Source organism: Pseudomonas sp. IB20 (assembly GCF_009707325.1).
In the GTDB taxonomy this organism is placed as follows: domain Bacteria; phylum Pseudomonadota; class Gammaproteobacteria; order Pseudomonadales; family Pseudomonadaceae; genus Aquipseudomonas.
In genome coordinates this window covers 1094559-1109369 of sequence record NZ_CP046103.1, presented here as the reverse complement: position 1 = coordinate 1109369, position 14811 = coordinate 1094559, and the positions used below count along the sequence as shown (strand labels likewise).

General features: G+C 61.0%; 14 protein-coding genes. 6 read left to right on the top strand and 8 right to left on the bottom strand.

The features are described from left to right. Positions 1 to 188: 188 nt before the first annotated feature. Positions 189 to 1283 (top strand): 23S rRNA (adenine(1618)-N(6))-methyltransferase RlmF, encoded by a 1095-nt coding sequence (gene rlmF, locus GJU48_RS05070; RefSeq protein ID WP_371923430.1) that lies wholly within the window; start codon positions 189 to 191, stop codon positions 1281 to 1283. Here rlmF and GJU48_RS05065 read toward each other — a convergent pair. Next, on the bottom strand, positions 1273 to 1554 hold the full coding sequence (locus GJU48_RS05065; protein WP_003188840.1) for an HU family DNA-binding protein: 282 nt from the start codon (positions 1552 to 1554) through the stop codon (positions 1273 to 1275). The two genes, rlmF and GJU48_RS05065, sit on opposite strands and share 11 nt — an antisense overlap. A 396-nt stretch (positions 1555 to 1950) precedes the next feature. Here GJU48_RS05065 and yejK point away from each other — a divergent pair, with 396 nt between their 5' ends. Both yejK and GJU48_RS05055 read left to right on the top strand, forming a co-directional pair. Next, positions 1951 to 2955, top strand: a complete 1005-nt coding sequence (gene yejK / locus GJU48_RS05060) for a nucleoid-associated protein YejK (protein WP_048720332.1) — start codon at positions 1951 to 1953, stop codon at positions 2953 to 2955. Then, positions 2955 to 3305: a glutaredoxin family protein gene (locus tag GJU48_RS05055; protein WP_064450852.1), complete on the top strand. Its 351-nt coding sequence runs from the start codon at positions 2955 to 2957 to the stop codon at positions 3303 to 3305. The genes yejK and GJU48_RS05055 overlap by 1 nt, the downstream gene beginning before the upstream one ends. Positions 3306 to 3437: 132 nt before the next feature. Here the strand turns inward: GJU48_RS05055 and GJU48_RS05050 are convergent, their stop codons facing one another. From GJU48_RS05050 to GJU48_RS05025, 6 genes are all read right to left on the bottom strand, one after another. Continuing rightward, positions 3438 to 5678: a TonB-dependent receptor gene (locus GJU48_RS05050; protein ID WP_094951379.1), complete on the bottom strand. Its 2241-nt coding sequence runs from the start codon at positions 5676 to 5678 to the stop codon at positions 3438 to 3440. A 269-nt stretch (positions 5679 to 5947) separates the two neighbouring features. Beyond that, the gene (locus GJU48_RS05045; protein WP_094951380.1) at positions 5948 to 6925 is read right to left on the bottom strand and encodes a FecR family protein; all 978 of its coding nucleotides are present in this window, start codon (positions 6923 to 6925) and stop codon (positions 5948 to 5950) included. Then, positions 6922 to 7500, bottom strand: coding sequence for an RNA polymerase sigma factor (locus GJU48_RS05040; RefSeq protein ID WP_094951381.1), 579 nt, complete (start codon positions 7498 to 7500; stop codon positions 6922 to 6924). The genes GJU48_RS05045 and GJU48_RS05040 overlap by 4 nt, the downstream gene beginning before the upstream one ends. Before the next feature lie 7 nt (positions 7501 to 7507). Beyond that, entirely contained in the window at positions 7508 to 7834 is a 327-nt protein-coding gene (locus GJU48_RS05035; protein ID WP_094951382.1) for a DUF3325 domain-containing protein, read from the bottom strand. Beyond that, positions 7835 to 9409, bottom strand: a complete 1575-nt coding sequence (locus tag GJU48_RS05030; RefSeq protein WP_094951383.1) for a PepSY-associated TM helix domain-containing protein — start codon at positions 9407 to 9409, stop codon at positions 7835 to 7837. Continuing rightward, positions 9406 to 9708: a DUF3649 domain-containing protein gene (locus tag GJU48_RS05025; RefSeq protein ID WP_094951384.1), complete on the bottom strand. Its 303-nt coding sequence runs from the start codon at positions 9706 to 9708 to the stop codon at positions 9406 to 9408. Before GJU48_RS05025 ends, GJU48_RS05030 begins: the two co-directional genes overlap by 4 nt. Positions 9709 to 9878: 170 nt before the next feature. Between GJU48_RS05025 and GJU48_RS05020 the strand changes: the two genes are divergently transcribed. The 3 genes from GJU48_RS05020 (at position 9879) to fecA (ending at position 13732) form a co-directional block, all read left to right on the top strand. Continuing rightward, positions 9879 to 10367: a sigma-70 family RNA polymerase sigma factor gene (locus GJU48_RS05020; RefSeq protein WP_094951385.1), complete on the top strand. Its 489-nt coding sequence runs from the start codon at positions 9879 to 9881 to the stop codon at positions 10365 to 10367. Continuing rightward, positions 10364 to 11305, top strand: a complete 942-nt coding sequence (locus tag GJU48_RS05015; protein ID WP_094951386.1) for a FecR domain-containing protein — start codon at positions 10364 to 10366, stop codon at positions 11303 to 11305. Before GJU48_RS05020 ends, GJU48_RS05015 begins: the two co-directional genes overlap by 4 nt. 90 nt (positions 11306 to 11395) lie before the next feature. Then, positions 11396 to 13732: a TonB-dependent Fe(3+) dicitrate receptor FecA gene (fecA, locus tag GJU48_RS05010; protein WP_094951387.1), complete on the top strand. Its 2337-nt coding sequence runs from the start codon at positions 11396 to 11398 to the stop codon at positions 13730 to 13732. Between the two features lie 190 nt (positions 13733 to 13922). Here fecA and GJU48_RS05005 read toward each other — a convergent pair whose 3' ends face one another. After that, complete coding sequence (locus GJU48_RS05005; RefSeq protein WP_094951388.1) at positions 13923 to 14795, bottom strand: LysR family transcriptional regulator; 873 nt, start codon at positions 14793 to 14795, stop codon at positions 13923 to 13925. Positions 14796 to 14811: the final 16 nt, after the last annotated feature.

Below are 14811 nucleotides of genomic sequence, written 5' to 3'. Positions count from 1 at the left end.
AGAGACCTTCGGGTCTCTTTTTTTGCTCAAAATTAACGGTATCAAAGCACAAACAAGCCAAATAACTAGGCTTTCTATTATTTCGAATAGGCTGCCCACTCTGGTTTTGCTCCACCGGTAGATATTCCTGTTTTCCCTCATGAATGTGGGATAATACCCGCCATTTTTGAGCCTACTCCAGAGTCAACATGACCGCCCCCAGCACACCTAAACCACCGCGCAAGAAGCCTAAAACCGCAGCCACGGCCAAACCCGTCGCGCCGCGCAAAGAGGCCACCTTGCACCCGCGCAACCGCCACACGGGCCGTTACGACTTCCCGGCGCTGATCAAGACCACGCCGGAACTGGCGAAATTCGTGATCATCAACCCTTATGGCAAGGAAAGTATCGACTTCGCCAGCCCGGACGCGGTGCGGGTGTTCAACCGGGCATTGCTGAAGTCCTTTTATGGCATCCAGCATTGGGATATCCCGGCGGATTACCTGTGCCCACCGGTGCCGGGGCGTGCGGATTACGTGCATTTCCTCGCCGACCTGCTGGCCAGCGTCAACGACGGCAAGATTCCGCGCGGCTCCATCGTCAAGGTGCTGGACATCGGCATGGGCGCCAACTGCGTCTATCCGCTGATTGGCTACATGGAATACCGCTGGAACTTCCTCGGCTCGGAGGTCGACCCTATTGCCGTGGCTGCCGCCAAGGCCATCGTGCAGTCCAATGACCTGAGCAAGGTTATTCAACTGCGTCAGCAATCCAATCCCAAGCAGATCTTGCTGGGCCTGCTGGAGCCAGGTGAGCGTTTTGACCTGACCATGTGCAACCCGCCGTTCCATGCGTCCATGGACGAAGCCACCAAGGGCAGCGAGCGTAAGTGGCGCGCCTTGGGCAAGGCCGATCCCAAGCGCAAGCTGCCGGTACTGAACTTCGGTGGCCAATCGGCGGAGTTGTGGTGTGAAGGCGGTGAAGCGCGCTTTGTAACGCAGCTTATCGCTGAGAGTGCGCACTTTGCCCACAAGGTGCTGTGGTTCAGCACCCTGGTGTCAAAAGCGTCGAACTTGCCCGCGATCGAGACCGCCCTGAGAAAAGCCGGCGTGCTGGAAAGCCAGGTGGTGGAGATGTCCCAGGGCCAGAAGCAAAGCCGTTTTGTGGCCTGGACCTTCCAGACCAAGAACGAACAGCAGTTGTGGCGCCAGCGCTCCAAACCCTACCGCCAAATCGCAGGCAACAAAAAACCGTGCCCGGATCTCTCCGGAGCACGGTTTTTTTTGCTGCGTCTTACTTGTTAACAGCGTCGGTCAGGCCTTTGGCCACAACCAGCTTGATAACTTTCTTGGCAGCGATTTCGATGGCAGCGCCAGTCGAAGGGTTACGGCCAGTACGGGCTGGACGCTCGGTCACTTTCAGTTTGCCAACGCCTGGCAGAGTGATTTCGCCGCCGTTTTCCAGCTGATCAGCAACAACTTGGCTCAGTTGGTCCAGCAGAGCGCGCACGGTAGTTTTCGGTGCGTCTACTGCTTCAGCCAGGTCAGCGATCAGTTGGTCTTTAGTAATAGCCATTGTGGTGTTCCTTCCCTATCAAATTCATATGGATTGCAGAGTGCAGTGTCAGCCGTCGAGCCCGACCGTCATGGCCTGGCACCCCCGGCCATAACCACGGAGATCGGGGTTATAGATGCTTGAAACGGGGATTGGTTCGACCTGACAGATGCTGAATGCACGCTTAACGCCGAGTCTTGGCGTAAGACGGGGCAAAACTAGCACAGAGACGGGGAAATATCCGCTTCAACATACCCATTTGGTCAGCTTTATCGCTCTAAACCGTGAAAAAAGGGCATATAGGGCGTCGGAGGGTAGCCAAAACACCCTTCGGAGCGCGTCATGCCCAACGGGTGCGGTACACTGGGCGACTTTTCGGGGAGGCCAACCGCTCCCCTTCAACCAGCCGAGAAGCCCATGCCGATCCGTCATTGCATCGTCCACCTGATCGACAAAAAACCCGACGGCACACCTGCAGTTCTCCACGCCCGCGACTCCGAACTTGCCGAGTCGGCCGCCATCGAGAACATGCTTGCCGACCTCAACGAGAGCTACAACGCCAAACAAGGCAAGGCCTGGGGTTTCTTCCATGCCGAGTCCGGCGCGCACCCGTTCAGCGGCTGGTTGAAGGAATATTTCGACGGTGGCCAGGATTTCACCACCTTCAGCCGCACGGCGGTCGAGCACCTGCAAAAGCTGATGGAGGAGTCCAACCTCTCCACCGGCGGCCATGTGCTGTTTGCCCACTATCAACAAGGCATGACCGACTACCTGGCCATCGCCCTGCTGCACCACAGTGAAGGCGTGGCAGTGACCGAGGACCTGGATGTGACCGCCTCGCGCCACCTGGACCTGGGCCAACTGCACTTGGCGGCGCGCATCAACGTCTCCGAGTGGCAGAACAACAAACAGTCCAAGCAGTACATCTCCTTTATCAAGGGCAAGAACGGCAAGAAAGTCTCGGAGTACTTCCGCGACTTCATTGGCTGCCAGGAAGGCGTCGACGGCCCGGGCGAGACCCGCACCTTGCTCAAGGCGTTCAGCGACTTCGTCGAAAGCGAAGACCTGCCCGACGAATCCGCCCGCGAAAAAACCAAAACCCTGGTGGATTACGCCAGCAGCCAGGCCAAGCTCGGCGAGCCGATGGGCCTGGAAGAACTCTCAGGCCTGATCGATGAAGATCGACCAAAAGCGTTCTACGACCACATCCGCAACAAAGATTACGGCCTGTCACCGGAAATCCCGGCCGACAAACGCACCCTCAACCAGTTCCGCCGCTTCACCGGCCGCGCCGAAGGCTTGTCCATCAGCTTTGAAGCGCACCTGTTGGGCGACAAGATCGAATACGACGAAGCCGCCGGCACCTTGATCATCAAGGGCCTGCCAACCCAACTGACCGACCAGCTCAAGCGCCGTAACTGATGCTCGGCGGGGTTCTCAAGAAAGTCCTGTTGGTGTTGCTGGTCGTGGTGGTGATCCAGAACTGGGGCAAGATCGAGCGGCTGTTCAACCCCTCACAGGTGGTTTCGGAGCAGGTACGCGCCTCGGCGCGCGTGGTGCTCTATTCCACCGAGTGGTGTGGCTACTGCAAGCAGATCCGGCGCTTTCTGGACCAGAAAGGCATTCCGTACCAGGCCCTGGATATCGAGAAGGACGCCCAGGCGCGCAAGGCGTATGAGGCGTTGGGCGGAGGCGGAATTCCGTTTGTGGACGTGAATGGCACGCTGATTCGCGAGTTCAACCCTGAAGCAATCATGGCCGCGTTGAAGTAACCCAATCGGTATGAGAGCCAACTGATGTGGGAGCTGGCTTGCCTGCTCCCACATTTAGCCCAGCTCGTATGAGAGCCAACTGATGTGGGAGCTGGCTTGCCTGCTCCCACATTTAGCCCAGCGGTGGCCTTATTAGAAGTTAGCTTCCAACGACACCATCGCCGTACGCTCTTCCCCCACGTTGTAATACGCCGTACTCGGCGCCAAGCCATTCACCGGTGCCGAGTTGAACGCCACGGTGCGTGCCGAGCTCAAGTATTCTTTATCGAACACGTTAAGCATTGAAAACCGCAAGGTCGCTGACTTGATGACCTTCTTGTCCACCGGCAAGTAAATACCCGCGTTCAAATCAAACACCGTACGGCCGTCGATTTTTTCTTTGTTGGTCAAATCACCATAAAAGCTGCCGACGTACTTGCCCGCGATGTTGCCGTAGAAGCGCGAGTCGTCATACCCGAACACCAGGTTGAACATGTTTTCCGGCACGTTAGCCAGCTGCTTGCCCGCCGTTGGCAACAACACGTTCTTGCTGAGCAAATTGTCTTGCTGCTCCGACTTCGTATAGGTGTACGAGGCGTAGTAGTTGAAGTTGTGCGGCAACAAACCGCTCCACTCCAATTCCAGGCCTTTGTTCTCGACGCTGCCGACGTTAAGCACCATGTAGTCACCGGCGGAGTCGGTGGTCGACACTTGGCGATCCTTGAAGCTGATGTAGAACAAGGTTGCGCTCAACGCCATGTCGTCTTCGCTGTAGCGCCAGCCGAGTTCCTGGTTCCAGCTCAACTCGGACTTCAGGCTCACCGAGTCGCCCTTGTTGTACAGCACGTAGTTCGGCGGCGTGCGCATGTTGCGGGTGACGTTGTAGAACGTCTGGTTGCTTTCGTCGACCTGGTACTTGGCGCTGAAGCTGGGCAGGAACTGGTGGTAGCGGGTGTTACGTTTTTCCGCTTTGTCGTACAGGCTGCCGAGGTTGTTGCCGTCACGCTCGACGTATTGGTAGGCCAGGGTACCGACGAAACTCAGGTCCGGCGTGGCTTGCCAGCTGTCCTGCACCCAGAGTTTCTGCGACGGGGTGACCGTGTAGTAGTGGCGGCCTTGGACGGTGGCGCCGTTCTTGTCGACCACCTGACCGCCGCCGTTGTAGTCGCCCCACACATCACTGGGCGCGCCTTCACTGTTGATCCCGATAAAGGGCTGGGTCTGGCGCTGGCGTGCGCGTTCATACCAGTAGCCGTAGTCCAGGCTGTGTTCTTCGTTGATGTCCCACTTCATTTTCGCGGTGACGCCAGGGCGCCAGGTTTCGGTCCACGAAGGGCGGTAGTAGTTGGCCGATTTCAGGTTGCTCAGGTCGTAATTGCCGGCCTTGTCGGATTTGGGCCCCAGGTTCGACGCGGTCTGGCCGCTGAAGCTGCCACCGTTGGCCCAGTAGTAATACGGGGTGACCGTCAGCGCCAGGTTGTCTTGCAACTGCCAGCGCTGCGTGAGCGTGGCGTTGACGCTTTCGAACGGGTTGCGGTTGAGCTTGTAGGACGACGACAGCAAACCCGACTTGTACACCGGCGTTTGCGCGTAGTCCTTGCGTCGCCCTTCGTTCTCAAATTGCGCTTTGTTCAGGGTGTTGTAGTTGTAGTTTTCCTGGTTGTTGTACTTGACTGTCGCCTGCGTGGAGTTGCCGTTGCCGTCTTCAAACAGGCTGCTCCACTCGACTTTGTCGCTACGCAGCGTGCCTTTGCCGCGCCACTTGTCACCTTCCAGGTGCGATGCCGACACCCAGGTCCTTAGGCCGCCGAAATCGCCAGTGTTCAAACGCACGAAAGTCTTGCGCAAGTCATTGGACCCGACGGTCTGTTTGGCAAACAACCCGGACTCTTTGGTTGGCCGAATCGTGATCATGCCGATGTTGCCGCCGCTGGAGCCGATGTGCGGGCCGTCGGCCTCGGAGGAGCCTTGGGTGGCAAACACTTCGGCGAGGTTTTCCGGGTCGCCCAGCTGGTTTGAATAGACGCTGTAGTTGCCCGAGTCGTTGATTGGCACGCCGTCGACGGACACCCCGACCTGGTCGGAGCTCATGCCACGCATGGTGAAGTTGGTGCCACTGGTGCCGCTGGCGTCATCGCTGGAAACGTTGATGCCTGGCGTGTATTTGAGCTTGTCGATGGCGTTGGCGGTCGCCGACATTTGGTCCATGGCTTCCTTGGTCACCGTCGACCGCGCCTTGGCACTTTCTTCGCGAATCATGTGCCCGTTGCCCAGGGTTTGTTTGCCGGCGATATTCACCGAACCCACATCCTGCGCGTCGTCCGCCAAAACCAGCGGCGCAAAGCCACCCAGGCCCGAGGCTAAAAGTAGGGCATAAAGATTGTTGTAGTTCACCTGTAGATCCCTTACTGACGTTGCTCTGTGGTATGGGGCAGTCGCGCCGGAACTTGGTTGGCTGACGACGCCGAGGTTCCTGACCACTCACTCAGGAACCCGGCGATGATCCGCGCCACGTGTAACGGTTTGGTGACAGGTTGGGGTGATTGCGATGAAGGTTCGGTGAAAGGTCCGCAGGCACCGCGAGGCGCGGCCTGCGGCGCGAGGCGCGGCCTGCGCAGACCTGGCGGAGAATTGCGAAAGGGAAATTGAAGCCTGATGTATCGCTAACGCAACACAATCATCCGGCCCAACAGGCTGTGCTGCTCAAACCCCAACACCGCCTGCAAGGCATTCAACACCGCCTGCGGGTCGTTGCTCGGAAAGCTGCCACTGACGCGTTTGGCGGCCATCTCGTCGTTAAGCAGCAGGATGCGGCCCGGGTAATAACGGCCCAGGTCCTGGACCACTTCGGCGAGCGGCGCCTTGTAGTAATTGAGCCAGCCGTCACGCCAGGCCAGGCGTGATTCGCTGTCGACGGCATGCAAGGGCTCAGCCACACCTTCGGCGTAGGCCACTTGCTGGCCTGCCGTCAGAACTTGCTGCGAGCCCTGCTTGGACGGCGTCACACCCACTCGACCGGACAGCACCGTCACCTGGGCGCCCGCCGGTTGCAGGCGCACTTCGAACTGGGTACCCAGCACTCGCGCTTCACCGCTGCCGGCCTCGACCACAAACGGTTGGCCGGTGTGGGTCACATTGAAAAAGCCCGCCCCGCGACGCAACTGAATGTGACGCTCGCCCTGGCTGAAATCCACGGCGATCGCGCTGTCGGCATCCAGGGTGACTTGGGATTGATCGGTCAAGGTCACGGTCTTCACCTGCCCCGGCGCCGTCACATAATCGGCGCCGAAGTCATCGACCCAGCGTGACGGCTGCCAACCGGCGCCCATCGCGACCATCACCAGCAGGCACGCAGCCATGGCCAAGGCGCTGCACCTGCGCACAACACGTGAGCGCTTGGAGGTGTTCATCGCATTGAGGTAGCCCTGCAAGGCCAAGGCGTCCTCGTCCGCCAGTGCGCGCGCCGGCACCTCGCTCAACTCCCACAACACCTGGGCCTGGGCATAGGCCTCGACGTGCGCAGGGTCGGCACGCAGCCAGCGGCTGAAGGTGGCTTGGTCGCCACTGCTGGGCTGATCGTGCAGCAGGCTCAGCCAGTCAAGTGCGGCCTGCTCCTGGGCGGGCGTGGGGGTGACGGTCACGGTGCTTTCCCTGGCGTACGTGGGCAAGAGGGTTCGCGAAGGCTGGCTTTGCAGGCTTCGAGGGCACGCATCATATGTTTTTCCACGGCACTTTGGGACAGCCCCATGGCCTTGGCGATTTGCGCGTATTTGCGCCCGTGAATGCGGTTGAGCAGGAAAATCTGCCGAGTGCGTTCCGGCAAGCTGCGCAAGGCGGCCTCGACATGGCGCAGGTCATTGCCCGCTTCGAGGGCGGCCTGGGGTTCGGAGCCCTGATTGTCCTGCTGTTCCGGCAACCAGCCTTCGCTGCTGCGTGCGCGTGCACCTTCGCTGCGCAGGTGGTCGATGGCGATGTTGCCGGCGCAGCGCAACAGGTAAGTGCTGAGCTCTTCGACCTGCACCAGTGGCCGGCGCCAGAAGCGCAGGAACAGGTCTTGCACCAGGTCGGCCGCGGTGGCGCGGCAGCCCACGCGTCGGCTGACCAGCGCTTCCATTTGCGAGCGCTGGGACAAAAACACCTGCAGGAAATGCGCACGTCCACCGGCCGCATCGGTGTGCGGGCTGTCTTGGGATTCCGGCGGAGTGCTGATCATCATGGAAGGCTCAGAATAAGGCGAACGCCGCAACCGGGCTGGCCAGCAGGCCGACGCCCGCCAGGGTCAAGGCCAGCCTTGGCCGATACGGCAGCAGCAACACCAGCAGCAGTGCACTGAGCATCAAGACGGCGCACCACTGCACCAAACCCTGGGCCCAACCCGAGCCAGCGACGGCCGGCCAGATCGCCAGCATCAGCAGCAGCCAACCGCATGCGCGCAGGCTCAAGCGCCGACTGGGCGATGGTTTGCTGTGCAGCAATTCACCGTGATGGCGATCGGTAGACAGGCACAACGCGGCAAACCCGGCGTAGCACATCAACAGGGCGAGCAGCATTCAGTTCGCCTCCTGCTTGAGCGTCAATGCCTGCGCGCGTTCGGCCTTGGGCTGCGGCGCCATGCGGCGCTGCATCTTCCAGGCCGCCCAGGCCAGGAACAGGCCGCTGGCCAGGCACGTCAGGTCGAAGCCGGCCATGGCCCAGTCACCGCTGAACAGTGACACACCCAAATGCTGCGAGGTGGTCAGCGCGTTGAGTAGGGGAATCGCCACAAACAGCAACGCGCCGACGCTCAGTTGCTCAACCCAGCCTTGGCGGCCTCGACGCAGCACGGCGTGCAACAGGCTCAAGCCCCAGGCGATAAAGAAGGCCTGCACTTCCCAGTCGGAGCGCTCGGCGAAGCTCATCGGCAACAAACGGTTGGCCCAGAAAAACGCCGCAATAGCGATCATCAGCCCAGACATGCTGGCGATATTCAGCACTTCCACCAGCCGCAGCTCAAACGGCATCACACCGGTTTTGGCGTGCTTGAGCTGGCGCTTGCCGAGCCAGATCACCAGGCCGGTGCCGATCATGGCTGTACCCGCCAAGCCGCAGATAAAGTACAACCAGCGCAGCACCGGGCCGGCGAAATGGCCCATGTGCAGGCCGTAGAAACTGCCACTAATCGCCGCCGGCAGCGACTGCTCGCCACTGACCCGCAACAACTCGCCGGTGGTGCCGTTGAACGACACACTGCTGCCAAAATCATGCACCACGCGGTCGGAACCGGACCGAACCACATTGACCGAGGCGTTCACATCGCCCGGGTTGTTGACCACTAAACGGCCAACATGCCCGCCTGCCCATTGCTCGCGCGCTAGCTGGTACATCGGCAATAACGGCAGCAATTTACCCGGCTGGCCGAGCGCCGGCGCATTGTTGGTGTTGGGGAACACTTCATTGAAAAACCCACGGCTGTCGTCGCCGTAGGAAGCCACGATCGGCGCGGGCATCACCATGCTCATGAAGATCACCAGGCTGCTGTAGGTGATCATCAAATGAAACGGCAGTACCAGCACGCCCACCGCATTGTGCCCGTCGAGCCAGGAACGCTGGCCTTTGCGCGGGCGAAAGGTGAAGAAGTCCTTGAAGATTTTCTTGTGGGTGATGATGCCGGTGATCAACGCGACAAACATCACCATCGCGGCGATGGTCGACAGCCAGCGGCCCCACGGGTAGGGCATTTGCAGTTGGAAGTGAAAGCGGTAGAAGAACTCGCCGCCCATAGTTTCACGGGCCTGCACGGGCTGGCTGGTGACTGGGTCGAGGACTTTCTGGATGAAGTTGCCGCGCTTGCCGGGGTCGACTTTGTCTTGCCACATCACCGACAGGCCGGGGTCGCGGCTGCCAGGCAGGGTGATAAACCAGCGCGCGGCGTTGGGCGCCTGGTGCTGCAGATAGGTTTGCGCGGCGGCCAGGCTGCGCGCATCGTCCAGTGGGTGGGCCTGCACTTCAGGCTGCATCCAATGGGTAATTTCGTCTTTGAAATAGGCCAAGGTGCCGGTCAGGAAAATCGCAAACAGCAGCCAGCCAAAAATCAATCCGGCCCAGGTGTGCAACCAGGCCATCGCCTGGCGAAAGCCCTCTTTCATGTGCGTGCCATCCAGAAACCCACGCCGGCCAGGGTCGCAAACAGCGCGCTCGGCAGCATCACACCCGCCCAGGCGCGCCACGCCGTGCGGCAGGCAAAACACCAGAGCACCGCCAACAGGTAGAACACAAACGAACTCATCATCCCGGTGATCACCGCGTCGGCGCGCGACGTCGGCATCCACAGCGCCAGGCAGACGGCTGCCAGGGACGCCATCAGATAACCGCCCACCACGGCAGCCAGCACCCGCGAGGTGACGGCTAGACGGTAGGTAACGGGAAGTGTGCGTTTGCTTTTCATGCAGGAGGCGCCAGGTTCATCAGCGCGCAATATTAATGATAAATATTCTCATAAGCAAAAGAGAACGGATGAATCACCGGCCTTACCGGATTGCCGAACCTTGTCACGCACCCTACAATGCGAACAATTCTTGTTCTCTAAAGCATGCCGATGCTTGTGGAGTGATTGCGTTGCAGCCGTCCAATACCGTCGAAGTTCTGTACAACGACCATCATCACTGGCTCACCGGCTGGTTGCGACGCAAGCTCGGCTGCCCGCAAAGCGCCGCCGACCTGGCCCAGGACACTTTTATCCGCGTGCTCACCGCGCGGGAAATACCGACGCTGATCGAACCCCGCGCCTTTCTCACCACCGTGGCCAAGCGCGTGCTGTTCAACTTCTACCGACGCCAGGACCTGGAGCGCGCCTACCTCGACGCCTTGGCGCAAATGCCCGAACACGTGGCGCCGTCGGAAGAAGAACGCGCAATCATCCTGCAGACGCTGCTGGAGCTGGACCAACTGCTCGACGGCCTGCCCGTGCAGGCCAAACGCGCCTTCCTGCTGGCCCAGCTCGACGGCCTGACCTACGCGCAAGTCGGCGCCGAACTGGGCATCTCCATCGCCACCGTCAAACGCCACCTGAACAAAGCCGCCATGCGCTGCTACTTCGCCCTATGAACTTCTCCACGCAAGTCGCAGAGCAAGCCGTGCACTGGCTGATGGAAATGCAGCAAGGCGCGCTCAACCCGCGCCAGCAAGCTGCGTGGCAGCAATGGCTCCAGGCCCACAGCGAACATCAACGCGCCTGGGACCATATCCAGCGCGTCAACCAACGCCTGCGCGGCATGCCCTCGCCGCTGGCGCACGCGGCGTTGAACGCACCGAAATCCAGCAGCCGGCGCCAGGCCCTCAAGCTGCTGCTGATCCTCGTCGCCGGTTCGGCTGCGGCCTGGAGCCTGCGCCAACAGCATATTCTGCCGCCGCTGAGCGCCGACTACCGCAGCCCCGTCGGCCAGCGTCGCAAGGTGCAATTGGCCGATGGCAGCCAATTGCAGCTCAACACCGGCAGCGCGGTGGATGTGCATTTTGATGGCCGCCAACGGTTGGTCCGCCTGCTTGAAGGCGAAATCCTGCTGACCGCCCGCCCCGGCGATACGCCGCTGCACGTGATGACCGGGCAAGGCCTGCTGAGCAGCCAGGCTGCACGGCTGAACGTGCGCCAGTTCAACGACCATACCCAACTGGCGGTCTTCGATGGCCATGTCGACGTGATGCCCAACCGCTACAGCGGCCTAGCTCTGACGGTCGAGGCCTCGCGCCAAGTCAACGTCACCCGCAAAGGCTGGGACACCCCGCGCCCTACCGATGCCAACAGCGGCGCCTGGGCAGACGGCATGCTGGTGGCTGCGCACATGCGCCTGGAAGAATTCCTCGCCGAGCTGGGCCGTTATCGCCGCGGCCAGGTTAATTGCGACCCGCAAGTGGCTAACTTGCTGCTGTCCGGCAGTTACCCATTGGATGACAGCGAACGCATCCTCGACCTGTTAGAAGTCAGCCTGCCAGTGAAAGTGCGGCGATTTACCCGCTACTGGGTGACCGTCCAGGCACGCGCGTAAATTATTTTTAAAAAATATGAGCCGTTTTCCACACCTCGCGTGACAGAGAAGGAAAGCCACCTTGATCCTTCCTTCTCAGGACCGCCCTTCATGCCCCAGCAACCGACGCTCCTCGCCCGTACCTTGCGCCAACTCCTACTGGGCGCCAGCCTCAGTCTTACCGCGCTGGCACCTGTCATGGCCGCCGACGCCAAGCCGTATCACATTGCGCCGGCGAGCCTGGAAGCGGCGCTTAATCAATTCGGCCGTGAGGCCGGCGTGCTGATTTCCTTTGGCTCCGAGGTTACGGCGGGTATGCAAAGCCGTGGTTTGTCGGGCAACTACAGCGCCGACGAAGGCCTGCAAAAACTGCTCGAAGGCACCGGCCTGCAAGCCCGCGCCGAGGGCGAAAACGCCTACAGCCTGCAACCGGCGAGCGCCCCTGCCACGCTCCAATTGCAAACCTCCAACGTAGTCGGCGACTGGCTCGGCGACGCGGCGCAAACTAACGTGTTCGAACACCCCGGCGCGCGTGATGTGATCCGCCGCGAGGAATTCGAGCGCCAGGGCGCGACCCAGGCGCGTGACGTGCTCAACCGCATCCCCGGCGTCAACGCACCGGAAAACAACGGCACCGGCAGCCATGACATGGCGCTCAACTTCGGCATTCGCGGGCTCAACCCACGCCTGGCTTCGCGCTCTACGGTGCTGATGGACGGCATCCCGGTGCCCTTCGCGCCGTATGGCCAGCCACAACTGTCCTTCGCGCCGATCAGCATGGGCAATATGGATGCGGTGGACGTGGTTCGCGGCGGCGGCGCGGTGCGCTACGGCCCGCAGAACGTCGGCGGCATCGTCAACTTCGTCACCCGCGCAATCCCGGATGCACCGACCGTCAAAGGCGGTTTACAGACCGAGACCAGTCCGTCTTCCAGCCACGATGGCTTCAAGACCACCGGTAACCTGCTGGCCGGCGGCACGGCCGATAACGGCCTGGGCGGCGCGATTCTGTACTCCGGCACCCGTGGCGGCGACTGGCGCGAAAACAGCAACACGCGCATCGACGACTTGATCCTCAAGGGCAAATACCAGCTCGACGATGCCAACAGCTTCAACGCCATGGCGCAGTACTACGAAGGCCAGGCCGATATGCCCGGCGGTTTGAACGTCAAGGACTACAAGGCCGACCCGTACCAATCCACGCGCCCCTACGACAAATTCTGGGGCCGCCGTACGATGTTCAACGCCGGTTACCGCTACCAGGAAGACCGTCGCGAATTCACCGCCAATACCTTCTTCACCACCACGTTGCGTAATGGCTACCTGGATCAGGGCAACTTCCTCTCGCTGTCGCCGCGCGAGTACTGGGTACGCGGCCTGGAAACCCGCTTCGCCCAAGGCTTCGACCTCGGCCCGACCAGCCACGAAGTCGGCGTCGGCTACCGCTACATCAACGAAGCCGGCCACGAGTTGCGCTACCGCACGCCGATCAGCGCCAACCAGCAACTGCCCGACACCAACAGCCGCAACGACCGCGATACGCGTGGCGCCACTGAAGCCAATGCATTTTTCCTCGATGACCGCATTGATATCGGCAAGTGGACCATCACCCCGGGCATTCGCTACGAGATGATCGAGTCCCAGCAGACCAACAACCTGACCAACGTGAAATACAAGGGCGACTACAACACCGCGTTGCCGGCGTTGAACGTGCTTTACCACCTCACCGAAGACTGGAACCTCTACGCCAACACCGAAGGCTCGTTCGGCAGCGTGCAGTACAGCCAGATGCCCAACCGCGTGACCAGCGGCGAAGTGAAACCGGAAAAAGCCCGCACCTGGGAACTCGGCACGCGCTACGACAACGGCACCCTGCGTGCGGAAATCGGCGCGTTCCTGATCAACTTCGACAACCAGTACGACAGCAACCAAACCAACGATTCGGTAATCGCCCGTGGGGAGACCCGCCATCAGGGCATCGAGTCGAGCATCAACTACGCCCTCGACGGCTTGAGCCCGGCGCTGGCCGGTTTTGATGTGTACGCCACTTACGCCTACGTCGATGCAACCATCCGCGAGGACGGCTCGAACAAAGGCAACCGTGTGCCCTTCTCGTCCAAGCACAAAGGCACCTTGGGCGTCGGTTACACCGAAGGCCGCTGGAAGCTCAACCTGGACAGCAGCTACCAGAGCAGCCAGTTCGCCGACAACGCCAACACCCAGGCCGAAACGGCCGACGGTGCCAATGGACGCATCCCCGGCTACATGCTGTTCAGCAGCCGCGCGGCGTATGACTTCGGCCCACAGCTGTCGGATTTGAACGTGGCAGTCGGGGTGAAAAACATCCTCAACAAGCAGTACTACACACGCTCGTTCGACGATAACAACAAGGGCAAATACGTCGGCGAGCCGCGCACGGTGTACGTGCAGACGTCTATCGCGTTCTGATTGCCTGAGTCATAGAGCTCCAGTTAAGGAGTGGGACCTTACAAACGGTGCAAAACCTGGGGGAGCTGTCGAGCCCCAGCGAGGCTGCAAAGGCGGCGGCACAGGCTCTATCTAAGGTGCCTGACCCACCGCTTTCGCAGCCTCGCAAGCTAGCCCCACAGGGGATCGGCTGACCTGATGGCAACGGGGTCTAACTACCTGCCAAACAACTCGGCGTGCCGGCGACCAAGGCATCGATGGCGCAGCGAGTCTTGGCCGGCATGTGTGCGGCCGTGGGCCAAATCACATGGATCGGCGCAGGCTGGTCGCGGTAGCTCGGCAGGACCGCTTCCAGTTGGCCGCGCAGTACATAGTGCGCAATCAGCCAGCTCGGCAACCAGGCCAGGCCCACGCCCGCAATGGCGGCGTCGGCCACTGCCTGGAGGTCGTCCAGCACCAAGGGCGACGGCACACCCGAGCGATGCGAGGTATTGCAACGGTAGGCAATGCCTCGGTGTGCGGCGAGGTCATCGATGCACTCAATCCGCCCGACACGCTGCAAGTACGCCGGTGAAGCGGCCAGGCACACGGACTGCTCGCCCAGGCGGCGTGCGCTCAGGCGGTCGGTGTCCGGTAGCGGGCCGATGCGCACGGCAACGTCGAAACCTTCCTGAGCCAGGTCTATCAGCCGGTCAGAGAACGAAATCTCGATCTCCAGCTCCGGGTAACGGTCCATCAAGCCCCACAAAGCAGGCGCCGCATAGTGATGACCGAACGCCAACGGCAGGCTCGCCCTCAACCTTCCACGCGGCTGTTGCCGGCCACTCTCCAGCACCGATTCGGCGGCTTCAAGTTCGGCCAGCGCACGCAGGCAATGTTCGTAGTAGGCCTGCCCGTCCTCGGTCAGCCGTTGGCGGCGCGTGGAGCGCTGCAACAAGCACGTGCCCAGGCGAGCCTCCAGTCGCGCCAACCCTTTACCCACGGCCGAACGCGTGAGGTTCAGCCGTTCGGCGGCCTCGGTCAGGTTGCCGCTTTCGACGATTTGCAGAAAGAGTTCAACGCCATCAAAACGCGGTGTGGCCATGATTTCATTGTCGCTC